The organism is Luteibacter aegosomatis (assembly GCF_023078455.1).
GTDB lineage: Bacteria > Pseudomonadota > Gammaproteobacteria > Xanthomonadales > Rhodanobacteraceae > Luteibacter > Luteibacter aegosomatis.
Genome location: NZ_CP095740.1, coordinates 3233068 through 3258051, shown reverse-complemented (window position 1 = coordinate 3258051; position 24984 = coordinate 3233068). Strand labels below are relative to the sequence as shown.

22 protein-coding genes and 8 tRNA genes are annotated in these 24984 nt (G+C 65.1%); 24 read left to right on the top strand and 6 right to left on the bottom strand.

The features are described 5' to 3' along the window. The first annotated feature begins 123 nt into the window (after nucleotides 1-123). On the top strand, nucleotides 124-2499 hold the full coding sequence (locus L2Y94_RS14630) for a TonB-dependent receptor plug domain-containing protein (RefSeq protein ID WP_247367852.1): 2376 nt from the start codon (nucleotides 124-126) through the stop codon (nucleotides 2497-2499). 95 nt (nucleotides 2500-2594) lie between these two features. Here L2Y94_RS14630 and L2Y94_RS14625 read toward each other — a convergent pair whose 3' ends face one another. Beyond that, complete coding sequence (locus L2Y94_RS14625; RefSeq protein ID WP_247367849.1) at nucleotides 2595-3137, bottom strand: Smr/MutS family protein; 543 nt, start codon at nucleotides 3135-3137, stop codon at nucleotides 2595-2597. Between the two features lie 126 nt (nucleotides 3138-3263). On the opposite strand from L2Y94_RS14625, the gene surE reads away from it, so the two are divergent. Genes surE through L2Y94_RS14605 form a run of 4 tightly spaced genes read left to right on the top strand, consistent with a single transcriptional unit; the run spans nucleotide 3264 to nucleotide 6382 of the window. Further along, nucleotides 3264-4043 (top strand): 5'/3'-nucleotidase SurE, encoded by a 780-nt coding sequence (gene surE / locus L2Y94_RS14620; protein ID WP_247367846.1) that lies wholly within the window; start codon nucleotides 3264-3266, stop codon nucleotides 4041-4043. A gap of 49 nt (nucleotides 4044-4092) precedes the next feature. Further along, entirely contained in the window at nucleotides 4093-4728 is a 636-nt protein-coding gene (locus L2Y94_RS14615; RefSeq protein WP_425602470.1) for a protein-L-isoaspartate(D-aspartate) O-methyltransferase, read from the top strand. A 29-nt stretch (nucleotides 4729-4757) separates the two neighbouring features. Then, on the top strand, nucleotides 4758-5366 hold the full coding sequence (locus L2Y94_RS14610; protein WP_247367843.1) for a YqaA family protein: 609 nt from the start codon (nucleotides 4758-4760) through the stop codon (nucleotides 5364-5366). Between the two features lie 23 nt (nucleotides 5367-5389). Further along, nucleotides 5390-6382 (top strand): peptidoglycan DD-metalloendopeptidase family protein, encoded by a 993-nt coding sequence (locus L2Y94_RS14605; RefSeq protein WP_247367840.1) that lies wholly within the window; start codon nucleotides 5390-5392, stop codon nucleotides 6380-6382. A gap of 118 nt (nucleotides 6383-6500) precedes the next feature. On the opposite strand, the gene panE is transcribed toward L2Y94_RS14605, so the two are convergent. From panE to yhbY, 3 genes are read right to left on the bottom strand one after another with little or no spacing between them, the layout of a single operon-like run. Beyond that, nucleotides 6501-7436: a 2-dehydropantoate 2-reductase gene (gene panE, locus L2Y94_RS14600; protein ID WP_425602406.1), complete on the bottom strand. Its 936-nt coding sequence runs from the start codon at nucleotides 7434-7436 to the stop codon at nucleotides 6501-6503. 6 nt (nucleotides 7437-7442) lie between these two features. Continuing rightward, a complete protein-coding gene (locus L2Y94_RS14595) occupies nucleotides 7443-7823 on the bottom strand; it encodes an Mth938-like domain-containing protein (RefSeq protein WP_247367837.1) in 381 nt (126 codons plus the stop codon). Between the two features lie 6 nt (nucleotides 7824-7829). Then, nucleotides 7830-8126 carry a ribosome assembly RNA-binding protein YhbY gene (gene yhbY / locus L2Y94_RS14590; RefSeq protein ID WP_247367835.1) on the bottom strand — a complete coding sequence of 99 codons (297 nt, stop codon included), beginning with the start codon at nucleotides 8124-8126 and terminating at the stop codon, nucleotides 7830-7832. 81 nt (nucleotides 8127-8207) lie between these two features. Between yhbY and rlmE the strand changes: the two genes are divergently transcribed. The 9 genes from rlmE to L2Y94_RS14545 all read left to right on the top strand — a co-directional run bounded on the left by rlmE (nucleotide 8208) and on the right by L2Y94_RS14545 (nucleotide 12797). Further along, nucleotides 8208-8858, top strand: coding sequence for a 23S rRNA (uridine(2552)-2'-O)-methyltransferase RlmE (gene rlmE / locus L2Y94_RS14585; protein WP_144910150.1), 651 nt, complete (start codon nucleotides 8208-8210; stop codon nucleotides 8856-8858). Next, on the top strand, nucleotides 8855-10786 hold the full coding sequence (gene ftsH, locus L2Y94_RS14580; RefSeq protein WP_247367832.1) for an ATP-dependent zinc metalloprotease FtsH: 1932 nt from the start codon (nucleotides 8855-8857) through the stop codon (nucleotides 10784-10786). The genes rlmE and ftsH overlap by 4 nt, the downstream gene beginning before the upstream one ends. Nucleotides 10787-11082: 296 nt before the next feature. Continuing rightward, nucleotides 11083-11159: transfer RNA gene (locus tag L2Y94_RS14575), tRNA-Arg, on the top strand. 141 nt (nucleotides 11160-11300) lie between these two features. Then, nucleotides 11301-11377 (top strand) — tRNA-Pro (locus L2Y94_RS14570). A 24-nt stretch (nucleotides 11378-11401) separates the two neighbouring features. Continuing rightward, nucleotides 11402-11478 (top strand) — tRNA-Arg (locus L2Y94_RS14565). A gap of 14 nt (nucleotides 11479-11492) precedes the next feature. After that, nucleotides 11493-11569 (top strand) — tRNA-His (locus L2Y94_RS14560). A gap of 28 nt (nucleotides 11570-11597) precedes the next feature. Further along, nucleotides 11598-11673 (top strand) — tRNA-Lys (locus L2Y94_RS14555). 129 nt (nucleotides 11674-11802) lie between these two features. Continuing rightward, nucleotides 11803-12642 carry a tetratricopeptide repeat protein gene (locus tag L2Y94_RS14550; protein ID WP_247367830.1) on the top strand — a complete coding sequence of 280 codons (840 nt, stop codon included), beginning with the start codon at nucleotides 11803-11805 and terminating at the stop codon, nucleotides 12640-12642. Nucleotides 12643-12712: 70 nt separating this feature from the next. After that, a tRNA-Leu gene (locus L2Y94_RS14545) sits at nucleotides 12713-12797 on the top strand. Nucleotides 12798-12876: 79 nt separating this feature from the next. Here L2Y94_RS14545 and L2Y94_RS14540 read toward each other — a convergent pair. Next, a complete protein-coding gene (locus tag L2Y94_RS14540) occupies nucleotides 12877-13239 on the bottom strand; it encodes a hypothetical protein (protein ID WP_247367829.1) in 363 nt (120 codons plus the stop codon). A gap of 338 nt (nucleotides 13240-13577) precedes the next feature. Here L2Y94_RS14540 and L2Y94_RS14535 point away from each other — a divergent pair, with 338 nt between their 5' ends. Beyond that, complete coding sequence (locus tag L2Y94_RS14535) at nucleotides 13578-13901, top strand: hypothetical protein (RefSeq protein WP_247367827.1); 324 nt, start codon at nucleotides 13578-13580, stop codon at nucleotides 13899-13901. A 63-nt stretch (nucleotides 13902-13964) separates the two neighbouring features. Here L2Y94_RS14535 and L2Y94_RS14530 read toward each other — a convergent pair whose 3' ends face one another. Continuing rightward, nucleotides 13965-15347, bottom strand: a complete 1383-nt coding sequence (locus tag L2Y94_RS14530; protein WP_247367825.1) for an MFS transporter — start codon at nucleotides 15345-15347, stop codon at nucleotides 13965-13967. Nucleotides 15348-15441: 94 nt separating this feature from the next. On the opposite strand from L2Y94_RS14530, the gene soxR reads away from it, so the two are divergent. From soxR to L2Y94_RS14485, 9 genes are all read left to right on the top strand, one after another. Further along, on the top strand, nucleotides 15442-15876 hold the full coding sequence (gene soxR / locus L2Y94_RS14525; protein ID WP_247367823.1) for a redox-sensitive transcriptional activator SoxR: 435 nt from the start codon (nucleotides 15442-15444) through the stop codon (nucleotides 15874-15876). A 177-nt stretch (nucleotides 15877-16053) separates the two neighbouring features. Next, on the top strand, nucleotides 16054-17346 hold the full coding sequence (gene tig / locus L2Y94_RS14520; protein WP_247367821.1) for a trigger factor: 1293 nt from the start codon (nucleotides 16054-16056) through the stop codon (nucleotides 17344-17346). Between the two features lie 55 nt (nucleotides 17347-17401). Next, complete coding sequence (clpP, locus tag L2Y94_RS14515; protein ID WP_425602469.1) at nucleotides 17402-18028, top strand: ATP-dependent Clp endopeptidase proteolytic subunit ClpP; 627 nt, start codon at nucleotides 17402-17404, stop codon at nucleotides 18026-18028. A gap of 103 nt (nucleotides 18029-18131) precedes the next feature. Then, nucleotides 18132-19427: an ATP-dependent Clp protease ATP-binding subunit ClpX gene (gene clpX, locus L2Y94_RS14510; RefSeq protein ID WP_144910262.1), complete on the top strand. Its 1296-nt coding sequence runs from the start codon at nucleotides 18132-18134 to the stop codon at nucleotides 19425-19427. Nucleotides 19428-19599: 172 nt separating this feature from the next. Further along, complete coding sequence (gene lon / locus L2Y94_RS14505; protein ID WP_247367817.1) at nucleotides 19600-22110, top strand: endopeptidase La; 2511 nt, start codon at nucleotides 19600-19602, stop codon at nucleotides 22108-22110. A gap of 329 nt (nucleotides 22111-22439) precedes the next feature. Beyond that, the gene (locus tag L2Y94_RS14500) at nucleotides 22440-22712 is read left to right on the top strand and encodes an HU family DNA-binding protein (protein ID WP_144910266.1); all 273 of its coding nucleotides are present in this window, start codon (nucleotides 22440-22442) and stop codon (nucleotides 22710-22712) included. 16 nt (nucleotides 22713-22728) lie between these two features. Further along, nucleotides 22729-22803 (top strand) — tRNA-Val (locus L2Y94_RS14495). A gap of 10 nt (nucleotides 22804-22813) precedes the next feature. Next, nucleotides 22814-22890: transfer RNA gene (locus L2Y94_RS14490), tRNA-Asp, on the top strand. Nucleotides 22891-22975: 85 nt separating this feature from the next. After that, nucleotides 22976-24886, top strand: a complete 1911-nt coding sequence (locus tag L2Y94_RS14485; protein ID WP_247367815.1) for a SurA N-terminal domain-containing protein — start codon at nucleotides 22976-22978, stop codon at nucleotides 24884-24886. Nucleotides 24887-24984 lie beyond the last annotated feature (98 nt).

Genomic DNA, 24984 nt, shown 5'->3' with positions numbered 1-24984 from the left:
TCCATTCCTTTCCGGCCGCTACGGTCGACGATGCATGTCGCGTCGCCGCCGGAGGCCGTCCGCTCCCGTTCCGGCGCGGTCGCGCGCCGGCGCCTTGCTCCTTGTCCAGGGGATCCACGCCTCATGTTTTCGTACCGCCGCACGCCCATGTTTCTCGCCATCGCCCTCGCCAGTGGCGTGGCGTCCGCCTTCGCCCAGGAGGCGGCCCCGGCCAAGGCCAGCCAGCTCGACACGGTGATCGTCACGGGCACCCGCAACACCGAACGCACGGTGTCCAGCTCGCTCCAACCCATCGACGTCATCACGCCCCAGCAGCTCCAACAGACGGGTGCCACGCAGTTGTCGGCCGCGCTCGCCCGGCTGGTGCCGTCGCTGAACTTCCCGCAGCCCACCACGATCAGCGGCGCCGAAGTGGTGCGCCCGGTGACGCTGCGTGGGCTCAGTCCCGACCAGGTATTGGTACTCGTCGACGGCAAGCGCCAGCACGCGGGAGCCTTTCTCAACCTCGGCGGCGCCATCGGACGCGGTTCCAATCCGGTGGACCTCAACGCGATCCCGTTGTCGGCCATCGACCGCATCGAGGTGCTGCGCGACGGGCAGTCGGCGCGTTACGGTTCCGATGCCATCGGCGGCGTCATCAACGTGATCCTCAAGAAGTCGGGGCAGGGCGGTGAAGTCACGGCCAAGTTCGGTGGCTACGACGCCGGCGACGGCCTGCAACGCCAGCTTACGGCGGACACCGGTTTCAAGCTCGGCGACAAGGGCTCGGTCCACGTCGCCATCGATTCGCAGAACAACGACTACACCAACCGTGCCGGCCTGGACCAGACGCCGGGACCGACCTTCGGCAAGCGCGTGTACCGGCTCGGCGATCCGGCGGTGCGCTCGAACAAGGTGTCGCTGGTGGGGCAGTACGAGTTCAGCAAGGCGGCGGAGGTCTACGTCGAGGCCTTGTATCGCCGCGACCGCGCGGAAACGGCCAGCCTCTATCGCGAAGCCGGTGCCTCGAACAACGCGCGGGCCATCTATCCCGACGGCTACCTGCCGGTGAGCGTGCCTATCGTCGACGACACCACGCTCACCGCGGGCGTGCGCGGCCAGGTGGGTGACGGCTGGCATTACGACCTGTCGGCGAGCCACGGTTCCAACGAGTACGACCAGCGTGCCCACGACATCAATGCCGACTACTACCGTGCGTTCGGTTCCACGCCGTTCTTCATCCAGGGGCCCGACTACAAGACCCAGCAGCAGGTGGCCAACCTCGATATCGGCAAGGAGTTCTCGCCCTCGTGGCTGCCGAACCCGGTAAGCGTTTCGTTCGGCGTGGAGTACCTGCGCCAGGCCTACAAGGTGCAGCCCGGCGACGCCGTTTCGCAATACGGCCCGAACGGCGGTATCACGGCCGACCTGCAGGGCAACTGGCAGCGCCACGACACCTCCGAATACATCGACCTGGAAACCAACCTCACCGACCGGTTCGCGGTGTCGCTGGCCGGCCGCCACGAGAATTACAGCGACTTCGGCGGCACCACGTCAGGCTCGTTGTCAGGTCGCTTCGACTTCACGCCGCGCGTGGCCCTGCGCGGCAGCGTCGGCACGGGTTTTCGCGCGCCCACGCTGGTGCAGCAGCATTACGCCGACATCTCCTCGCAGTTGCAGGACCTCGGCCAGGGCCAGGTCATCGTGCAGTCGGGCACCTTCCCGGTGGACTCGCGCGCGGCGAGCCTGCTCGGTGCCGAAAAGCTCAAGCCGGAAAAATCGCGCAGCGCCACGCTGGGCCTCGTGCTGGCGCCGCTGGACGGCTGGAACCTCAGCGTCGACGCGTACTGGATCAAGATCACCAACCGCATCAACCTTTCGTCGAATATTCCGGTGAACACGCCGGCGGTGAACGGCTACCTCGCCGCCAACGGCGTGGATGCCACCTACCAGTCCATCCGTTACTTCACCAACGCGGTGGATACGCGCACCCGCGGCGTCGACCTCGTCAGCCAGTACGGTTTCGATTTCTCCAACGGCGATCGCCTCAACACCACGGTGAGCTGGTCGTATAACGAGAACGAAGTCACCAAGGTGAAGGCCAATCCGCCGATCCTCGACGACCTCGGCGTGGCGGTGCAGCGCGTGGAGCGTCGCGAGCGCCTGGGCATCCTGGCCGACACCAACCCGCGCACCAAGCTCGACGTGGGCTTCGATTACCTGCACGGCTCGTGGGCGGGGCATGCCAACGTGCAGCGGTATGGCTCGTTCACCGTCTACAGCAACAGCGGTCCCGCGCTCGACCAGGATTTCGCCCATCGGTGGACCCTGGACCTCTCGGCCGACTACAACATCGACCGTTGGACCTTCACGGCGGGGGCGGACAACGCGTTCGACGCAAAGCCCGAGCGGACGAAATATGCGAACTCCACCAACGGGAATTTCCTTTACAGCCTGTTTTCGCCGCTGAGCTGGAACGGGCGCTACTACTACGCCAGTGCGACGTATCGGTGGGATTGACCGCATGTCGCCCCTGCAACAGCAGGGGCCCGCGGTTGGGCGCCTAGGAAGACTGGGGCGCTGGAGTCCTGCGTTCGCAGGAATGACGGGGCTCGCTATGCTTTCAGCAATACAATCACCGCGCCGGTGCCGCCTTGCATCGGTCGCGCCGAGGCGAATGCCACTACGTCGTTCCGGCGCCGCAGCAGCCGGTCGGTGAGCCCCTTGAGCACGGGGCCACCGGCTTTGGAGCGAAGACCTTTGCCGTGGATGATGCGCACGCAGCGCAGCCCGTCGCGATGGCATTCGGCCAGGAATTCGGCGATGGTCAGTTGCGCCGCGGCCGCGTTCATCTGGTGGAGGTCGACCTCCGCCTGGATGCTGAACTGGCCGCGCTTGAGGTGGCGCAGCAGCTTGGGCGGATAACCGTCGCGCAGGTAGGACAGTTCCTCGCCGACCTCCAGGTCGGCCGGGTCGTAGTCGAACAGCAACGATTCGGCCGGTACGGCGGCTTCGTCGGCGTCGCGCATGAACGGATGCGGCGCGGGGCGGGGCCGTTCGGGCACGTCCTCCACCGGTTGCATCGGGCGAACGTCGCCGATCGCCTCGCGGAAGAGGCGACTGTCGTCGTCATGCACCGATGTCGCGCGCTTTTTCATGACCCGCATCCTAGATCATCCGGGCATCGCCTCGGTGAATCCGGCGCCCCGGTCCGGTAGACTTGGGCAGTCGGCATCCCCCTTTCCAGGTGGGGTCGCTTTCCCCGTGTTTCGATCTGGATCAGCATGCAGGTTCTGGTAAGCAACGACGACGGTGTGGACGCCCCGGGCATCCGGGTGCTGGCCGGGCGTCTGGCCGAGTTCGGTACGGTCACCGTGGTCGCACCCGACCGCGATCGTTCCGGTGCGAGCAATTCGCTCACGCTCGACGCGCCGATCCGCGCGCATCGCCTCGACAACGGCTTCTACCGTGTCGGTGGCACGCCCACCGACTGCGTGCACCTAGCCCTTTCCGGCATGCTCGACGGCGAGATCGACATCGTCGTGTCCGGCATCAACAACACGGCCAACCTCGGCGACGACGTGATCTATTCCGGCACGGTCTCCGCCGCCATGGAAGGCCGCTTCCTCGGCTTGCCGGCCATCGCCGTCTCGCTGGTCACCCGGGAGGGCTCGGGCCATCACTACGATACCGCGGCCTCCGCCGTGCTGATGCTGATGCGCCGTCTCATCGCCGATCCGCTGCCTGCCGACACCATCCTCAACGTCAACGTGCCCGACGTGCCGTGGAGCGATATCAGCGGCTTCGAAGTCACCCGCCTCGGCAAGCGCCACCGCTCGGCTCCCGCCATTCGTGGCGAAGATCCACGCGGGCGCGAAATCTGGTGGATCGGCCCGCCGGGCGACGTGGAAGACGCCGGTCCGGGTACCGATTTCGACGCCGTGCGCCGTGGCTACGTGTCGGTCAGCCCCATCCATACGGACCTCACGCGCTTCCAGGCGCTCGACAAGGTCAGCCAGTGGGCGACCGCGCTGTCCTCGTCCATCGGCAAGGAGGCGGCCTGACGTGGTGAACCTGCACGCCCTGCCACCCTCGGCCCTGCGCGGCGAAGGCATGACCTCCCAGCGCGCCCGTGACCGGCTGGTGGCGAAGCTGGCCGAGGAGGGCATCCGCGACGAGCGCGTGCTCGAGGTCATTCGCGCCTTGCCCCGGCACCATTTCATCGATCAGGCGCTGCACTCCCGCGCCTACGAAAACACCGCCCTGCCCATCGGCCACGGGCAGACCATCTCGCAGCCGTGGATCGTGGCGCGAATGACCGAAGCCCTCATCGAGCACGGCGTTCCCGAGCGCGTGCTCGAAATCGGCACGGGTTCCGGTTACCAGGCGGCCGTGCTCGCGGGCATCGTGCCCACCGTCTATACGGTGGAGCGCATCGAGGAACTGCTTCGCCAGGCGCGTCGCCGTTTCCGCCAACTGGGCATCGAAAACCTCCGCTCGCGCCATGACGACGGCAAGCTGGGCTGGGAGTCCGACGCGCCGTTCGACGCCATCATCCTCACCGCCGCGGGCGACCGCGTTCCGGTCCAGCTCCTCGACCAGCTCAAGCCCGGCGGGGTGCTCGTGGCGCCCGTGGGTACGCCCAGCCAGCAGGTGCTGGTACGTCTGCGCAAGACGGCCGGGGGGGAGGTGGAGCGCGAGGAACTCGGCCCGGTGAGCTTCGTTCCGCTTCTGGGCGGCATCGGTTGATGCGGCTCCACCACAAGGAAACCCGCTGAATGCGGATGTTCGCCTCGCTCTACGAACGCGCCATCGTCTGGGCGCGACACCGCCACGCGGTGCGCTACCTCGCCGGTCTTTCCTTCGTCGAAGCCTTCATCTTCCCGGTGATGCCGGAAGTGATGCTCGCACCGATGATGCTGGCGGAGCCGCGCAAGGCCTTCCGGCTCGCCAACTGGAGCCTGCTGTTCTCGCTGCTGGGCTCCCTGGTGGGCTATGCGCTGGGCCACTTCGCCTTCGAGGCGTTGAAGCCGTTGCTGGCGTCGATGCACCTGCTCGACCCCATCATGAAAGGCGTGGAAAACCTCCGGCAGGACATGCAAGCCCATTCGCTCGGCCTGTACATCGTGCTGGCGATGGCGGCGCTGCAACCGGTGGTGCCGATGAAGTTCGTCACCTGGGCCTCCGGCATCGTCGGCGTGCCGGTGGTGCCGTTCCTTCTGTGCATGCTCATCGGGCGCGGCAAGCGCGTGTGGTTGCTGGCACTCCTCGTGCGCCTGTTCGGCGAGCGCGCCGAACAGATGTTGCGCAAACACATCGAGTGGATCGGGTGGGCTGTTATCGTAGCGCTCGTGCTCCTGGCCCTATGGTGGTTCCTCTTGCGATGAGTGACCGTGCAAGGAATTTCGCGATGTCCCTGACTCGTCCCCTGGCCCTGGCTGCCGTCGTCGGCACCGGGCTCGTCCTCTCCGGCTGCGGTATCGAACGCAGCTCCGTCGTCGTCACCCGTTCGCCCGGCAGCTACGAGGCGCCGTCGCACGCGGCCGCCGCCACGCCGGCGCCGCCCGGCGGCAGTTACAGGGTGGAGAAGGGCGACACGCTCTATAGCATCGCGTTCCGCAACAAGGTCGATTTCCGCTCGCTCGCCAGTTGGAACGGCATTTCCTCTCCCTACACCATCTGGCCGGGGCAGGAACTCCGCCTTTCTCCTCCGGATTCGGCAAAACGCGCACCCGTCGTCGCGGCCGTGCCGACGCCGCCGCCGTCGCATCCGTCCGCCCCCAGCCAGCCGTCGGCGCCCCCGGCTCCTCAACCCGGCTTCGAGCCGGTGACCGCGGCGGACACCCAGCCGCCCGCCGCGCCGGCACCGGCGACCACCACGAACACGCCGGTCGTGGTCGCGGGCAAGCCGGCCGAATCGGTCGTGCCGCCGCCTCAGCCGACAGCTCCGGCCAGCGCGCCTCCGGCACCGGTGGAAAATCCCTCCGCGGCCACGCCGATCATCGCCAGCGGGGCGACGCGCAGCGCGGGCGGCATCACCTGGCGCTGGCCGGCCGACGGCTCGCTCATCAAGAAGTTTTCATCGGGCGATGCCATTCCCGGCATCGAAGTGGCGGGCAAGAACGGCGACCCCATCCGCGCGGCGGCCGACGGCGTGGTCGTCTACAGCGGCAACGGCCTGGTCGGCTATGGTGAGCTGGTGATCATCAAGCACAGCGATAGCTTCCTTTCCGCCTACGGCCATAACCGCAAGCGCCTGGTCAAGGAAGGCGAGAAGGTGAAAGCGGGGCAGGTGGTGGCCGAGATGGGCTCGTCGGGCGCCACGCGCGACGAGCTTCAGTTCCAGATCCGCCGCGACGGCAATCCGGTGGATCCGTTGCAGTACCTGCCGCCGCAGAAGTAGTCATGCGGCCGGCTTTGCCGGCCATCGCCGATACACGATCGGCTCCCACTCCTTCGGTAGCCAGTTCGCAGAAACCTTGCTACCAGAGGGGTGGGAGCCGATCGTATCGGCGAATCGCTCAGGGCGAACGCGATCGGCGTGCCTCGAATGCCTGCAAATGCACCCACGCTGCTTCCAGCATCGGCGCCCTGACGCCTGCCTCGTGCGCACGCCGGAGCATGTCCCCGACGATGTGATCGCCCTCGATGCGCTGGCCCGATTCCAGGTCGCGCAGCATCGACGCCGTCAGCGGCGAGCCTTCCTGCGTGAGCGTCTTCCACGCCATCGAACGGGCCTGGTCGGGCACCGCGTGCCCCGCGGCACGGGCCACCGCGAGGCATTCGTCATAACACTGTTCCATGAGCCGACGTCCGTCGTCGGTACCCACGATGTCGCCCACGCTCGCGCGGAACAGGCAGGTCATCCCGGCGAGCGTGGCGAGGAAGCTGAACTTCGCCCACAGATCGCGCACGATGTCGGTGGAGTGACGATGGTCGACCTTGGCGGTCGCGAAGGCCTCGGCGAGTTTGGCGCAGCGATCGCCGTGGGACTGCCCGTCGCGCTCGCCGAACGTGATCGACGCACCGTTGCCGAAGTGGATCACCTCGCCCTGCGGTCCCTTGGCGGCGCTGATGACGCAAAGGCCGCCGATCACCCGATCGGGGCCGAAGCGGTTATCGAGCACGGGGAAGTGGGCGAGGCCGTTGAGGATCGGCAGCACCGCCGTATGCTCGCCCACGGCCGGGTCGATGGCCTCGATCGCCGAATGCAGGTCGTAGGCCTTGGACGAAAGCAGCACGACATCGAATGGCCCGGCCGCGGCGGCACCTTCGGCCGTGACGTGCCTGACGTTCACGGTGGCATCGCCCAGCGGACTGCGGATGACGAGCCCCTGCCGGTCGAGAATGGCGCTGCGCTCGGGCCGCACGAGGAAGGTGACGTCCGCGCCAGACTGAGCCAGCCGACCGCCGAAATAGCCGCCGGTCCCGCCGGCACCGAGGACCAGGATCCGCATGGGAATCTATCCGCGTGGGGGAAGAATGAACGCGGCCAGCACGCGACGGCCTTCACCGGCGAGCAGGCTGTAGGTGCGCGCGGCGGCGCCGCTGGTCATGGCCTCGACCCCTATGCCGCGGCGCAGGAAGCCGGCCATGACCTCGGCCGGCGGAAACACCTGGCGCTCCCCGGTGCCGATGACCACGATCTCCGGGTTCAGCGCCGAAATGGCATCCACGTCGGCCAGGCTCATGGCCTTCGCGTCGGTGACGGCCCAGTCGTCGACCACCTGTTCGGGTGTGATCAGCAGGCTCGCGTGGAAATCGCGGTCGACCACCGTGACGGTATCGGGGCCGACCCGGCGCACGAACAAATACTCACCGGGGCGGTCGAGGGTGAGGTCCATGGCGGGTTACCGTGGCAGGGCCAGCTTGGGATCCTGTTCGTTGCGACGGAACAGGACCACCACGTGGCCGATTTCCTGGACGTTTTCCGCGCCGGTCTGGCCGGTGAGGTAGTCGATCTGTTCCCGGCGATCGTCCTTGTCGCCACCGGAAAGCTTGACCTTGACCAGCTCGTGGATGTCCAGCGCCTGGGCCAGTTCCTTCGCCACGGCCTCGGTGGCTCCCTTGTTGCCCAGCAGGATGACGGGGCGGAGATCGTGGGCGAGGCTGCGGAGGTAGCGGCGCTGGGTAGGGGAAAGCGACATTGCGTTCAGGTTCGGTTCGCGGCGGATAGGCCTCAAAGGGTATCATGCGGCACCGCAGCTTACTTCACCGGTCGATACCCGATGTCACGCAGCAAGAGCAGTTCCCGCTGGCTTCGGGAGCATTTCGACGACGTTTACGTCAAACGGGCCCAGGCCGAGGGCCTGCGTTCGCGCGCCGTCTTCAAGCTCGAGGAAGTGATCGACCGCGACCGCCTGATCAAGCCAGGCATGACCATCGTCGACCTGGGCGCCGCCCCGGGCGGCTGGTCGCAGCTGGCCCGCCAACGCCTGGGCGATACGGGCAAGGTGATCGCCCTGGACATCCTTCCCATGACCGGCCTGGCCGGGGTGGACTTCATGCAGGGCGATTTCCGTGAAGAATCCGTTCTCCGCGAGCTCGAAAGCATGCTGGAAGGCAAGAAGGTCGATCTTGTCCTGTCGGACATGGCCCCCAATATGTCCGGTGTGGCACTCGCCGACCAGATCCGCGCCATGGACCTGTGTGACCTCGCCCGGCAGTTCAGCCTCGACTGGCTGAAGCCGGGCGGGTCGTTTCTCGTGAAACTCTTCCAGGGCGCGGGCTTCGACGATTACCTGAAGAACTTGCGCGCGGACTTCAGTCGCGTGACGATGCGTAAACCGAAGGCCTCCCGCGCGCGTTCGCGAGAGGTCTATGCGCTGGCGACCGGCCTCAAGTCCGCGTCCCGGCAACCTGGCGAGAACCGCGCATGAACGAGATGGCAAAAAACCTGTTGCTCTGGCTGATCATCGCGGTGGTCCTGCTAACCGTATTCCAGACCTTCAACCCGCATAGCGGGTCGTCGCAGGACATGTCCTACACGACCTTCGCCCAGCAGGTGGACAACGGTAACGTCGCCAGTGCCACCATCACCTCCACGGCCCCGCCCACCATCACGGGCAAGCTGAAGGACGGCGGCTCCTATCGCACCGTGGTGCCGGTGGTCGGCCTGTCCACCAGCGACCTGGTCAAGCAGATGCGCGACAAGGGCGTCGAACTGCGCCAGGAGCCCGCCGACAACGGCTTCTCGCTGCTGGGGCTGGTCTTCAACTGGCTGCCGATCATCATCTTCGTCGCCGTACTCATCTGGTTCATGCGCCAGATGCAGGCGGGTTCGGGCGGCCGGGGCGCCATGAGCTTCGGGCGCTCGCGCGCCAAGCTGCAGGGCGAGGACCAGGTCAAGGTCAACTTCACCGACGTGGCCGGTTGCGACGAGGCGAAGGAAGAGGTCGGCGAACTGGTCGAGTTCCTCCGCGACCCGGGCAAGTTCCAGAAGCTCGGCGGCAAGATTCCCCGCGGCGTGCTCATGGTGGGGCCGCCGGGTACCGGTAAGACGCTGCTCGCCAAGGCCATCGCCGGCGAAGCCAAGGTGCCGTTCTTCTCCATTTCCGGTTCCGACTTCGTCGAGATGTTCGTCGGCGTCGGCGCCAGCCGCGTGCGCGACATGTTCGAGCAGGCGAAGAAGCACGCGCCCTGCATCATCTTCATCGACGAGATCGACGCCGTCGGCCGCCATCGTGGCGCCGGCATGGGCGGCGGCCACGACGAGCGCGAGCAGACTCTCAACCAGCTGCTGGTCGAGATGGACGGCTTCGAAGGCACCGAAGGCATCATCGTCATCGCCGCCACCAACCGTCCCGACGTGCTCGATCCCGCGCTGCTGCGTCCGGGCCGCTTCGACCGCCAGGTGGTCGTGGGCCTCCCGGACGTGAAGGGGCGCGAGCAGATCCTCAAGGTGCACATGCGCAAGGTGCCGACGTCGTCCGACGTCGAGCCGATGACCATCGCGCGTGGCACGCCGGGATTCTCGGGCGCCGATCTCGCCAACCTGGTCAACGAGGCCGCGCTTTTCGCCGCGCGCGAGAATGCCCGCGAAGTGCGCATGAGCCATATGGATCGCGCCCGCGACAAGATCCTCATGGGCGCCGAGCGCCGCTCGATGGCGATGAACGACGAAGAGAAACGTCTCACCGCCTACCACGAGGCCGGTCACGCGATCATCGGTCGCCTCGTGCCCGAGCACGACCCGGTCTACAAGGTCACCATCATCCCGCGCGGCCGCGCGCTGGGCGTCACGATGTACCTGCCCGAAGGCGACCGCTACAGCATGAACAAGGTGGCCATCGAATCGCAGCTGTGCTCGCTGTATGGCGGTCGCGTCGCGGAGGAGATCATCTTCGGCAACGACAAGATCACCACCGGTGCGTCGAACGACATCGAGCGCGCGACGAAGATGGCGCGCAACATGGCCACCAAGTGGGGCCTGTCCGACGAACTCGGTCCGGTGATGTACGGCGAGGAAGAAGACGAGGTCTTCATCGGTCGCTCCGTCACGCAGCACAAGAGCGTCTCCAACGAGACCGCGCGCAAGATCGACGAAGTGGTGCGCACCATCCTCGACCGCGCCTACGCGCGCAGCAAGGATCTCCTGACCACCAACATCGACAAGCTGCACGTGATGGCGGAGGCGCTGTTGCAGTACGAAACCATCGACGCGCGCCAGATCGACGACATCATGAACGGTCGTGAGCCGGGTCCGCCGGCCGACTGGCAGAAGCCGGGCTCCACGCCGCCCCCGCCGCCGCGAGGCGACGCCGGCTCGGCGCCGGACAAGGTCGGCAAGCCGGCCACGCAGCTGTAAAGGAAGGGCGGCCACGAGGCCGCCCTTCTTCGTTGGGCAGCAGTGGGGACAGCAAACTTCCTACCGGAGGGCGGGAGCGGACCTTGTCCGCGATGGGAGTGCGAGAAGCTCCACGCATCTTGCAAATGCTTCTCTCGAAAGGGTTTGGACGTCCATTTGCGACCCTTCGTTACCATTGCGCGAAAAAAAGTTTCAGAAAAGTGTTGACGCCCACCCTCAATATCTGAATAATTCCGCTTCTCGGCACGGCGCTAACGCTTCACGGCGATAGTCACCGGGTCAAAGGTTTAAAGTGTGCGCCCGTAGCTCAGTTGGATAGAGTACCAGGCTACGAACTTGGTGGTCGGGAGTTCGAATCTCTCCGGGCGCACCATCTTTAAGCAAGCTATCGTGATAATTCATGCGATGGCAGCGGTAGTTGAAAGTGTGGTGTGTTCATACGGATTGACGGGCTAGGCTTTGACCCGTAGCATCTGAAAGCTTCACCGAGTGATAATGGTGAAACTTGAAGTTTCGGGGTATAGCTCAGTCTGGTAGAGCGCCAGCTTTGGGAGCTGGATGTCGGGGGTTCGAATCCCTCTGCCCCGACCAATTGGCGTTCTACGTACAGTGCCTGCGCCTGTAGCTCAACCGGATAGAGCATCGGCCTTCTAAGCCGACGGTTGCAGGTTCGATTCCTGTCGGGCGCGCCAGTTTAGGCTTTATGGTGGGCGTAGCTCAGTTGGTTAGAGTACCGGATTGTGATTCCGGATGTCGTGGGTTCGAATCCCATCGTCCACCCCACTTTTGACATGTTACAATTGAAGTTTACGGGCCGTTAGCTCAGTTGGTAGAGCAGTTGACTCTTAATCAATTGGTCGTAAGTTCGAATCTTACACGGCCCACCAATTCGAACAGCCGCTTGGATTAATCCAGGCGGCTGTTTTTTTTGCATCATTTTCAGGTCGCGATTAGCGCATGCGAACTTTCGTAGCGCTTGCCCGTCAAAGGGTTTTCTTCGGTCATCTGAGAACGTCATGAATAAACCGCTGTTCGCGTTTCTGCTGATCGCACTTACATCGGCGGCCGTCCATGCCGGCGATTCGCCCAAGGACGTTCAGGCGCTCATCGGGCGCGGCGATTACGCCGGCGCGGAGGCCGCGCTTCGCCAAGTGGTTTCCGAGCACCCGAACAGCGCCAAGGCGCACTACGTGCTTGCGGAGGTTCTCGCCCACGAGGGGAACATCGGCGAGGCCAAAGCGGAAGCCTCCAAGGCGGCCAGCCTGGATCCGGCCACGCATTTCACCGATCCCGCGAAGTTCCAGCACTTCCAGCGCGAGCTGGACGCCGCCCTCGCGCCTGCATCGAGGAGCCATGCCGGCGCATCGCCGGTTTCCTCGAGTGTCGGCCGGCAGGCGGAGGGCAGGGACGGTAGCTCGTCGCACCTGACCGGCATCCTGATCGCCGTGGTGGTGATCGCACTTATCGCGTTCTTCTGGACGCGCCGTCGGCGCGACACGGCCAGCGCGTTCAACGGCTACCCGCCGCCGCCTCCCATGAACGCTGCGCCGCCCTATGGCGGTGGTTACCCAGGCTACGCACCTCCGCCCTCGTCGGGCGTCGGCGCGGCCGTCGCGGCTGGCCTGGGCGGACTGGCGGCGGGTGCGCTGCTCGACGAGGCCTTCCGCTCCCACCGCGACGGCGAAGAGACCCGGGATGTCGGCGCTGTCGGCACCCCCGGCGACGCGAGCCAGAGCCCGTCCTCACAGGCCTACGACGACCTTCGCAACGAGCCGATCGACATGGGTAATGACAACAGTTCGTGGGATGACGGCTCGTCGAGCGATAGTGGCGACTTCGACGACAACCAGTGGTAACTCGTGAAGGCCGGCGGCCCGGATAGCCGCCGGTCGCCAACGGGCGCGGGAAACCATAGAATTGCCGGGCGCGAGTATGGCGGAATTGGTAGACGCACCAGATTTAGGTTCTGGCGGAGCAATCCGTGAGGGTTCGAGTCCCTCTTCTCGCACCACAAGCCCGAGGAACTAGCGTCTTAGGCGGAAACGGACGAATCCCGTCGAAGCGGGGCCCCATTGAGGCCCCCGGATTGTCTAGAGGCGAAGCTCAGCCGATTGCACAATGCCAAGTGCGCCTTCCAATGGCTCCACCTTGAGGATAAGTTGGGAGTAGGGGGTGAAGCCCCTGTCTCGAATCCATAGGAAGGCGCTAGGTGTTATCGAAACCGCCAGATATATCTTCTGCTCAGAAGCACTCCATGCCAGCTGGAGCGGGTCTTCGGTTGCGGCAAAGCGAACGGCCCAGGTGAACTCACTGAGTCGCGAGTCGCTGATAAGCGGGGTGATTGCCTTGACACGAAGCTCGGCATCAATAAAGTCGAAAGAGCTTCGGTCGTCTTTTACACAGCCGATTCCGGTGATGTCGCCAACGGCCAGTTCATAGACTATTTTGTCCATTCTGTTCCCTCCTGGTTGAGGTCATCAGAATACCTCAGAGATATCGTTGCAGTAGCTATCCAAGGGCGCCAGGACAGCCTGCTCAACCTCCCCGAGGTGCTCGTCCACGAGTTGCTCTAGGAGAACGTCCCTCTTCCTTGGGAAAGTAATGAGCACGCTGATCGGCCCAGCGGACGATGGCCATCGCCAGGGCTTCCGGGCGGGTGCCATGCTCACAGTACTGAAGTCTCGATTATATGCGCCATCTTGTAGAAGAGTTGGTACGCCGCGTCGTCGTCTTCTAGTCCGTCGGCATCCACGCTCTATGCAAATGCCGCTAGGGCTGGACGCCGGTCGACGTGCTCATTTTCGTCGGCTTGCCGTTCCTCGCGGTGCTCCTGTGGTTTTTCCTGCGCTTTCAAGTCAGGGCGCTCACGTGGATGTTTCCGCGCTCCCTCGGGCGGCGCGTCGCGATGGTCTTGCTGACCTCCCTGACCGTCTTCGGCTTCTTCTGCCTGGGCGGCATAGCCGGTTATGGCGAGACCTCGCACCGGCTGTCGATCGCCTTCATCGTGTGCCTCGCGCCGATCTCCGCATGCCTTGGGATCATTCGCACGTGGCGGGGGAGTTCGGCCTCGCGATATCCGTCGGCGCTACGCGAGGCATTAAAAAAGCCAGCTTGACGATCACCGCGTCCAGCGTGATGGCCGTACCCGGGACGGTAACGACGATCCCGCCCGCGCTCGTCAGCGCGGCGCATCGGTGCGGCGAGCGACCACGATACCCAGGGTCGCCAAGAGCACGGTAATGACGAAGTTCGCCGCGAAAGCCAGCGTGTAAGACACGTTGAGCAGCGCGGCGAAAAGCGATCCGCCGATGGCCAGTGTCGCGGCCACCATCAGCGATTCGCACAACTGGAGGGCCGAGCTGTTCTTGCCCTGTTCTTCCATCGACGACATCGCCAGCGTGAGCACGGAGACCGTGGCGTAGGCCATGCCCATGCCCAGGCCGGTAAGCATCCAGCCTGCGATGGATGCCGCGACCGGCATCCAGTGGAACGTGCCCATCGCGGCGAGCATCGTGCCGATCGACATCAGGGCCGTTCCCCGGTTGAGCAGTGCCTGGCGGGAAATGGTCGCGTAATGGCCCTGGTACCACGAGCCCGAAAACCATCCCAACGCGCCACCGCTGATGGCGAGGCCTGCCCACATGGGGGTCATGCCGTGTTCGTGCGAAAACATCAGCGGCAGGAACGCCTCGGTGCCGAAGAAGGCCGACGCCGCCACGCCCCGCAAAGCGATCACGGCGGGCAGGCCGCGAGCCGCCACGAGCGTGCCCCTCGGCAGCAGGCGGCGACCGCAGCCGACGAGAAGAGCGACGGCGGGAAGGAACAACGCCGTGGCGAGCCATCCGCTTTCCTGTCCCGCCACGAACAACAGGCAGGCGCCGACGGAGGCGCCGACGGCATGGCGCATCCGTCCGGGCTGATCGGCGGGGGCGGCGGCCGGTTTTTCGATGGTGCGCAGGGCGCCACGAAGCGCGATGGCGGCAGGTACGGCGAGAACGGGCACGGCGAGGAACACCCACCGCCAGCCGACGTGCTCGACGATGGCGCCGCTGATCGCCGGTCCGACCAGCGCCGGTATCACCCAGCCCGCCGAGAACGACGCGAAGACCTTCGGTCGCAGCCGCTCGGGATAGAGTCGACCCACGATCACGTAGAGGGCGGGGAACAGGCATCCGGCGCCGAAGCCTTGCACCAGGCGCCCCAGCAGGAGAATCGGCATGGTCCTGGCCAGCCCGGCGATGACCAAACCGGTCACGAAGCCGACCAGCCCCGTCCATATCGCGGGCGAGGGACCGCGACGGTCGCTCCAGCGCCCGGAGAGCGTCATGCCGATGATGCTGGTGGCCAGCACGCCACCGAAAGCCAGGGCGTAGAGGCGCAGGCCGTCCAGTTCGCGGGCGACCGTGGGCATGGCGGTGGTCACGGCCAGCGCCTCGAAGGCGATGAGGGATATCAGGGCCACCATGCCGACGGTGGCGGCCCGGTAAGGCGGCGAGAGAATGCCGCCTGTTTCGTCGGCCGATGCCTGGCGAAGATCGGCGTCCTGGGTGCGCACGTTCATGAACATTCCTTGCGAATCGGACCAGTGTCGCACGCTTGCGCGGCGACTCTTCCTGACGCAGGATGCAACCTCAACCATTGTTCAGGTCAAGGGCATGCGCGAATTGAGCGTGGGCGAGGCGGCCAGGCGGGCAGGGGTGGCGGTCTCGGCCCTGCATTTCTATGAGCGGAAGGGGCTTATCCACAGCCTTCGTACTTCCGGTAACCAGCGCCGTTACGCGGCCGACGTACTGCGGCGGATCGCGGTGATCCGCGTGGCCCAGCGCGTAGGCATCCCGTTGGAGGCCGTCGGCAAGGCGTTCGCCTCGCTCCCGCAAGGGCGGCCGCCGGACAAGGACGACTGGGCCGCCATGTCGGCGACGTGGCGGGAGGAGCTGGAGCAGCGGATCGCCCAGCTCAGCCATCTGAAGGACCGCCTGACGGACTGCATCGGCTGCGGGTGCCTTTCCCTGACGGCCTGTTCCCTGGCCAATCCCGGCGACGCCCTGGGCGCCGAAGGGGGCGGCCCGAGGCGTTGGACGGGCGACTGAGGCAGGTTGCGGCGGTGCGGAGCGGAAACGTAGAATGGGCAGTCATTTGCGGGGTTTTTCGCCACCGGGGATGGGGTCGCGCCGGCGGCCCGGCGTTCGCGGCGAATCCCTTTGTTTCGGTTACGGCGACGGACGTTCGCCATCGCGCCACGGCACGTGGTGGTTTCAGGAGAGGTCATGCAGGTTTCGGTTGAGAATGTCGGCAAGCTCGGGCGCAAGCTCACGGTGAAGTTTCCGGCGGAGCGCCTGGAGACCCAGGTCAGCGAGCGCATCGCGGAAATGGGCCGCACGGTACGCCTGAAGGGCTTCCGCCCCGGCAAGGTGCCCACCAACGTGATCAAGCAGCGTTTCGGCGCGCAGGTCCGTGGTGAGGCGCTGTCCGACCTCATCGGCAGCACGCTGCGCGAGGCCGTGCAACAGGAGAAGCTGCAGCCCATCGCCAACCCGTCGGTTGACACCACGGGCAACCCGGTCGATGGCGAGATCGCCTACACGGCCACCTTCGAGGTGATGCCGGAATTCCCGGCCATCGACGTCGCCTCGCTCGAGATCGCCCGTCCCAAGGCCGAGGTGAAGGACACCGACATCGACAAGATGATCGAAACCCTGCGCACCCAGCGCCGCAGCTTCGACGAAGTCACGCGCGCCTCGAAAGACGGCGACTTCGTGATGTTCGAATACGCCGCCGAGGCCGGTGACTACCGCTTCCCGGCCGAAGGCCTGGAGCGTGCCGGCAGCGTGCTTGGCTCGGGTACCCTGTTCAAGGCGCTCGATGAGGCCCTCACCGGCCGCACGGCGGGCGAGGACCTGGTCCAGGACGTCGCCTTCCCCAGCGACTTCCGCAACCCCGAGCTGGCCGGCAAGACCGCCAAGGTCACCTTCAAGATCGTCAAGGTCCAGGAGCCCAACCTCCCGGCGGTGGACGAAGATTTCGTGAAGCTGTTCGGCGTGGCCGACGGCAGCATCGAGACCTTCCGCAAGGAAGTCCGCGCCAACCTCGAGCGCGAGCTCAAGGCCACCGTGATGGCCCGCCTGAAGTCCGAAGTGGCCGAGAAGCTGGCCGGCGCCTATCCGGACCTCGACGTGCCCGACCTCATGGCCAACGCCGAGGCCCAGAGCCTCGCCGCCGGCAACCTGCCGCGCGGTCAGCAGCCGTCGCCGGAAATGGTCGCCGAAGCCCTGCCGTTCGCCCGCAAGCGCGTCACGGCCGCTCTCCTGATGGGTGAGATCGCCCGCAAGAACGAACTGCGCCTGGACCGCAAGCGCCTGGCCGAGATGCTCACGGCGATTGCCTCCACCTATGAAGAGCCGGAAAAGGTCATTGAACTGTATAACGGCGACCCCCAACTGATGCAGGGATTGCAGAACCGCGTGATGGAAGACCAGGTGGCCGAGTGGGTGGCGGACAACGCCAAGACCACCGACCAGGAACTGAGCTTCGACGAGGTGATGCGACCGGTCGGCGCCTGAGCGCCGATCGTCTGATTACCACCCGGGCCCCATACGAAGGAGAGACCGAATGTCCATGGCTCCGATCCAGAACCTCAACCTGGTGCCCATCGTCGTCGAGCAGACCTCGCGCGGCGAGCGTTCCTACGACATCTATTCGCGCCTCCTCAAGGAGCGCATCATCTTCGCGGTCGGCCCGGTCGACGATTACATGGCCAATGTGATCGTCGCCCAGATGCTGTTCCTCGAGTCCGAAAACCCGGACAAGGACATCAACCTGTACATCAACAGCCCCGGTGGTTCCGTCACCGCGGGCATGGCGATCTACGACACGATGCAGTTCATCAAGCCGGACGTCAGCACCATGTGCATCGGCCAGGCGGCTTCGATGGGCGCCTTGCTGCTGGCGGCGGGCGCGGCCGGCAAGCGTTTCTCGCTGCCGCACTCCCGCATCATGATCCACCAGCCGTGGGCGGGTGGCATCTCCGGCCAGGCCACCGACATCGAGATTCACGCCCGTGAAATTCTTACGATGCGTGAACGCCTCAATGCGATCCTGGCCCACCACAGCGGCAAGACGGTCGACGAAATTGCCCGCGATACCGAGCGCGACCGTTTCATGAGCGGGGCGGAAGCCCAGGCCTACGGCCTGATCGACTCGGTGGCCGAAAAGCGCACGGTCGAAACCGTCAAATCCGCTTGATTCATCTTTTCGCTTGTGAAAACCGGCACTTCGCCCCTGGAACCAGGGGCGGAGTGCTGTGCTATTCTCAAAGCGCACCTGGATTCTCAGTAGGGCACATAGCATGAGCGACGAGCGGCAGAGCCGTTCCAACGACGGCGGCAAGATTCTTTACTGCTCCTTCTGCGGCAAGAGCCAGCATGAAGTGCGCAAGCTGATTGCCGGTCCCAGCGTGTTCATCTGCGACGAATGCGTTGAGCTGTGCAACGACATCATCCGCGAGGAGCTCGAGGAGAAGGCGGCCACCGGCCGTACGCACCTTCCCAAGCCGCGCGAGATCATGGATGCGCTCGACCAGTACGTGGTCGGCCAGACGCGCGCCAAGAAGGCGCTTTCCGTCGCGGTCTACAACCACTACAAGCGCATGGAATCGCGCCAGAAGAACGACGAAGTCGAGCTGGGCAAGTCCAACATCCTCCTGATCGGTCCCACCGGTTCGGGCAAGACGCTGCTGGCCGAAACGCTGGCCCGTCTCCTCAACGTGCCGTTCACCATCGCCGATGCCACCACGCTCACCGAAGCGGGCTACGTGGGTGAAGACGTCGAGAACATCATCCAGAAGCTCCTGCAGAAGTGCGACTACGACGTCGAGAAGGCGCAGAGCGGCATCGTCTACATCGATGAAATCGACAAGATCTCGCGCAAGAGCGAGAACCCGTCGATTACCCGCGACGTGTCCGGCGAAGGCGTGCAGCAGGCCCTGCTCAAGCTCATCGAGGGCACGCTGGCGTCGGTGCCCCCGCAGGGCGGCCGCAAGCACCCGCAGCAGGAATTCCTGCAGGTCGACACGCGCAACATCCTCTTCATCTGCGGCGGCGCGTTCGCCGGCCTGGAGAAGGTGATCCAGCAGCGTTCCGAGACCACCGGCATCGGCTTCGGTGCCGAAGTGCGCTCCAAGGCGCGCACGGAAAACGTCGGCAAGCTGCTTGCGGACGTCGAACCGGCCGACCTGGTCCGTTTTGGTCTCATTCCGGAGTTCGTCGGCCGCCTGCCGGTCGTGGCCACGCTCGACGAGCTCGACGAGGCTGCCCTGGTGCAGATTCTCACCGAGCCCAAGAACGCGGTCACCAAGCAGTTCCGCAAGCTCTTCGAGATGGAAGGCGCCGAACTGGAATTCCGTCCGGAGGCCTTGTCCGCCATCGCCCGTCGCGCGCTCAAGCGCAAGACCGGCGCGCGTGGACTGCGAACCATTCTCGAACAGGTGCTCCTCGACACGATGTTCGAGCTGCCGTCCCTGGAGCATGTGAGCAAGGTCGTGGTCGACGATGCCGTCATCGAAGGCCAGGCTGAGCCCTACCTGATCTACCGCGGCAACCTGCAGCAGCAGCGCATCGCGGGCGAGGGTGGCGACGCGGCCTGACGGTCGCTTCCCGCCCTCTCGGCGGCCCCGGCGTCCCTAGGCGCCGGGGCCGTTTTCGTTTCGGCGTCCGGCACTTGATCGGTCCTTGCCGAGCCACCACTTGACGTTCATGGCGGCTCCGGCGCAGTGTCGGGGCGAGCCCTAAAAAATCTCCGAGGGAAACCCCAAGCACATGGCGAAGAATCGCAGCCAAACCACGAGCGGCGCCGAGCTGGACCTGCTTCCGGTCCTGCCCTTGCGTGACGTTGTCGTCTATCCGCACATGGTCATTCCGTTGTTCGTCGGTCGCGACAAGTCCATGCGTGCGCTGGAGCAGGCGATGGAAGGCGAGCGGCAGATCCTGCTCGTCGCGCAGAAGAGTCCCGACATCGACGATCCCGCCATCGCCGACCTGCATCAGGTCGGCACGCTGGCGGGTGTCCTGCAATTGCTGAAGCTGCCCGACGGCACCGTGAAGGTGCTGGTCGAGGGCCAGTCTCGCGTGCAGATCGACTCGTTCGAAGACGACGCCGGCATGATGAGCGGACGCGCGCGCGTCATCGAACCCATTTACAGCAGCAACGAGCGCGAACTCGACGTGGTGTCGCGCTCGCTCGTGTCGCTGTTCGAGCAACTGGTCAAGCAGAGCCGCAAACTGCCGCCGGAAATCCTCGCCACGCTCTCGGGCATCGAGGATCCGTCGCGCCTGGCCGACTCCATCGCGGCGCATCTGTCCGTGCGCATGGCCGACAAGCAGAAAGTGCTCGAGACGGCCGACGTCGGCGAGCGCCTCGAGCTGCTCATCGGCCTGGTCGACGGCGAGATGGATCTGCAGCAGGTGGAAAAGCGCATCCGCGGCCGCGTGAAGTCGCAGATGGAGAAGAGCCAGCGCGAGTACTACCTCAACGAACAGATGAAGGCCATCCAGAAGGAGCTGGGTGAAGGCGAAGATGGTGCCAACGAGCTCGAAGAGCTGCAGAAGAAGATCGAGGCCGCCGGCATGCCGAAGGCCGTCCTCGCGAAGGCCAAGCAGGAATTCAACAAGCTCAAGCAGATGTCGCCGATGTCGGCGGAAGCGACGGTCGTGCGCAACTACCTCGACTGGGTGGTCGGCGTGCCGTGGAAGAAGCGCAGCAAGGTTCGCAAGGATCTCGCGCTGGCGCAAGAAACGCTCGACGCCGATCACTTCGGCCTGGAGAGGGTGAAGGAGCGCATCCTCGAATACCTCGCCGTGCAGCAGCGCGTCGATCGCATGAAAGGCCCCATCCTTTGCCTCGTCGGCCCGCCAGGCGTGGGCAAGACCTCGCTCGGCCAGTCGATCGCCAAGGCCACCAATCGCAAGTTCGTTCGCATGAGCCTGGGCGGCGTGCGTGACGAAGCCGAGATCCGTGGTCACCGCCGTACCTACATCGGTTCGATGCCGGGACGCATCGTGCAGAACCTCAACAAGGTGGGTACGAAAAACCCGCTGTTCGTGCTCGACGAAATCGACAAGATGTCGATGGACTTCCGTGGCGACCCGTCGTCGGCGCTGCTCGAAGTGCTCGATCCCGAACAGAACAACGCCTTCAACGACCATTACCTCGAAGTGGACCTCGATCTGTCCGAAGTGATGTGGATCGCCACGGCCAATTCGCTCAACATCCCCGGTCCGCTGCTCGATCGCATGGAAGTGATCCGCATCCCGGGTTACACCGAAGACGAAAAGCTCAACATCGCGCAGAAGTACCTGCTGTCCAAGCAGCTGAAGGCCAACGGCCTGAAGGCGGGCGAGCTCACGGTGGCGGAAGACGCCCTGCGTGACATCGTGCGCTACTACACGCGTGAATCGGGCGTGCGCAACCTGGAGCGCGAGATCTCCAAGATCTGCCGTAAGGTGGTGAAGGAGCTTGCGTTGGGCACCGTGCCGGCCAATGCCAAGGCCAAGGTGAAGAAGGCGCCGGCGAAGGCCGCCAAGCCGGGCAAGGCGCTCGCGCCGGGTCAGGTGCGCGTGGACGCGTCCAACCTCGATCATTACCTTGGCGTACGCCGCTTCGATTTCGGTCGGGCCGAACAGCAGAACGAAGTCGGTCTCGTGACCGGCCTGGCGTGGACCCAGGTGGGCGGCGACCTGCTCAGCATCGAAGCTTCCGTGGTGCCCGGCAAGGGTCGACTGGTGCACACCGGTCAGCTCGGCGACGTGATGAAGGAGTCGATCCAGGCGGCATTGAGCGTCGTGCGAGCGCGCGCCGCGGGCCTGGGCATCGAGGCGGACTTCCACGAAAAACTCGACATCCACATCCATGTGCCGGAAGGCGCCACGCCGAAGGATGGCCCCAGCGCGGGTATCGCCATGTGCACGGCGCTGGTGTCGGCGCTCACCAAGGTGCCGGTGCGCTCCGAGGTGGCGATGACGGGCGAGATCACCTTGCGCGGACGCGTGCTGCCCATCGGTGGCCTCAAGGAGAAGTTGCTCGCGGCGCATCGCGGCGGCATCACCACCGTGATCATTCCGGAGGAAAACCGGAAGGATCTCGCCGACCTGCCGGAAAACATCACGTCCTCGCTGGACATCCATCCGGTGAAGTGGATCGACGAAGTGCTCGATCTCGCGCTCGAGCGCCCCCTCGGTCCCCAGAAAGCCGGCAGCGGCGGCGAGGGGGTAGCGGTGCCTCGCGCAAAGGGAAAGGGCAAGTCGAAAGAGTCGCCGTCGGTGACCCACTGACGCGATTTTATCGTTTCGATGCGTGAACGAGGGCGCACTCCGGTGCGCCCTTTTCGTCTTCGTCGTCCTGTTGTTGTGACCCTGCAATAATCGCATTTGTACTCGCGCGCAAGTCTCGTTTGACCATGCATATCCGCTGAAAGCCTTGGTATTGCTTGTATTGCGGTCGGGGGGAAGGCGCTGGTATAAAGGCGGCACCGCGATCACCCGTGCCGCAACGGCACCATCGATCACGGGGTCGCTTCCCAGGTCACCTGGCTTCCACGACCTATGCCTTTTCGTCCAGGATCGCCGTCCGGCGGTTCGAATCATCCTTAGGGAGTTACGTAATGAATAAATCCGAACTGATCGCCGCCATTGCCGAGAAGTCCGAGCTGTCGAAGGCCGATGCGGGCCGTGCGCTCGAAGCTTTCATCGATGCCGTCAAGGAAGGCCTCAAGGGCGGTGGTGACGTGGCGATCGTCGGCTTCGGCACGTTCAAGGTGCGCTCCCGCGCCGCTCGCACGGGCCGCAACCCGCGCACGAACGAAGAGATCAAGATCCCGGCCTCCAAGGTGCCCGCTTTCACCGCTGGCAAGGCGCTGAAGGATCACGTAAACTAATCGGTCTAACCGTTCGGGGTGCTTAGCTCAGCGGTAGAGCGTCGCCTTTACACGGCGCTGGTCGGGGGTTCGATCCCCTCAGCACCCACCAAACGGAACGTGGAGTGGTAGTTCAGTCGGTTAGAATGCTGGCCTGTCACGCCGGAGGTCGCGGGTTCGAGTCCCGTCCACTCCGCCATTCGTCCGCAAAGGCGCCCGCGTGGCGCCTTTGCTTTATCTAACGTCGGTTAGGATTTGCCGGCGCAACCGTTGCGAGTCGCATCATGCTGCAAGCCCTGCGTAACAAGATCCATGGTTGGCCCGCGGCCATCGTCCTCGGCGTATCCGTCTTCGCCGTCGCGTTCTTCGGCATCGAGTCGTACTTCGTCTCGCACGTCGACACCTACGTGGCGAAGGTGGGCGACCAGGAAATTTCGCAGCAAGACTGGCAGAACCGACTCAACGAGCTTCGCCAGCAGTTCGCCCAGAATCCCAATTCGCAGTTCACGGCGGCCGATCTCGAAAAGCCCGAACTGAAGCAGAAGGTACTCGACGGTCTCGTGAGCCAGGCGCTGCTGCAGCAGGCCAACACGAACCTCAAGCTCACCGTGTCCGACCTCGACGTGCGCCAGACCATCGGCAGCGATCCCAGCTTCCAGGTCAACGGCCAGTTCAGTCCCGAGGCCTACCGCGCCATCCTCAACATGCAGGGCATGTCGCCGGCGATGTACGAAGCGAAGGTTCGCGCCTCGCTCGCCACGCAGTTGTTGCCGCAGGCGATCTCCAGCACCACGCTCGTGAGCGAAGCCGACGTCGACGGCTTCTTCCGCCTGCGCCTGCAGAAGCGCGACCTGCGCTTCGTCGACCTGCCGCGCCCCTCGCTCACCGACGCCTCGGTGGCCGACGCGGACATCGAGGCGTTCTACAAGTCGCATGTCGCCGACTACACCACGCCCGAGCAGGTCTCGGTCGACTACCTCGAAGTGAAGCAGGCCGATCTCAAGGCCGAAGCGCCCACCGACGAGCAACTGCGTACGTATTACGACCAGAACAAGCAGCGCTATGCCCAGCCGCCGCAACGCGAAGCGGCGCACATCCTCATCAACGTGCCGAAGAACGCCACCCCCGACCAGCAGAAGGCCGCGCTCGAGAAGGCGAAGAAGATCGCCGCCGAAGCCACGCCCGAAAACTTCGCCAAGCTGGCGGCGGAGAACTCCGACGACCTGGGCTCCAAGCGTACCGGCGGTGACCTCGGCTGGCTGGAAAAGGGCGTGGCCAATGCCGCGTTCGATACCGCCCTGTTCGGCATGAAGAAGGGCGACATCACCCGGGAGCCCGTGCTCTCGCCGGAAGAGGGCTACCACATCATCTGGCTGCGCGACGCCCGCGATGGCGATGCCAAGCCGTTCGATCAGGTGCGTGCGCAGATCGCGGACGACTGGTCGAAGAACGAGGGCGAGCGCCTCTATAACGAGCGCGCGGGCAAGCTGGCGGATCTCGCCGAGCGCAACCCGGGTTCGCTCGAACCGGTGGCGAAGGAGCTCGGCCTCACGATCAAGACGTCGCCGCTCTTCGGTCGCCAGGGTGGTGAAGGCATCCCCACCGATCCGAAGTTCGTGCAGGCGGCGTTCGCCGACGACGTACTCAACCAGGGCAACAATTCGTCGCTGGTGCAGCTCGGCAAGGGCGATGCCGTGGTCATGCACCTCAGCAAGCACAACGCCGCCACGCCCAAGGCGCTGGCGGACGTGAAAGACGTGGTGCGCCAGCGCATCCTCGACGAGCGCGTGGACGCGCAGGCCAGGAAGCAGGCCGACGACATCGCCGCGCAGCTGACCAAGGGGGGCGACGTGGCCACGCTCGCCAAGGCGCCGGTGCATACGCTCTCCGACCTGGAGCGCGACAAGCTCGCCACGGTGAAGGACGTTCCGCAGGAAGTGCTCGTGCAGTCTTTCAGCCTGCCGCACCCGGTCGACGGCAAGCCGTCGTGGTCGGTGGTGCGTACCGGCGATGCGAGCTATGCGCTGGTGGCGGTCGACAAGGTGACCGACGGCGACCCGTCCAAGGTCGACAAGGCGCAGCGTGACGCACTTCGCGGCCAGATGATGGACGCCATGGCCCAGGCCACCACGCTGGACTACATCCAGGCCCTGAAGGCCAAGGCCGATATCAAGATCGCGCAGGATCGCATGTAAGCCGCCTCCCCGCGCCACCCGAAAGCCCCTCTCCGGAGGGGCTTTTTTATTGCCCGCCACCCGTGCACCGTGCGGAGGCGCATGGATGGCCGTCGCCA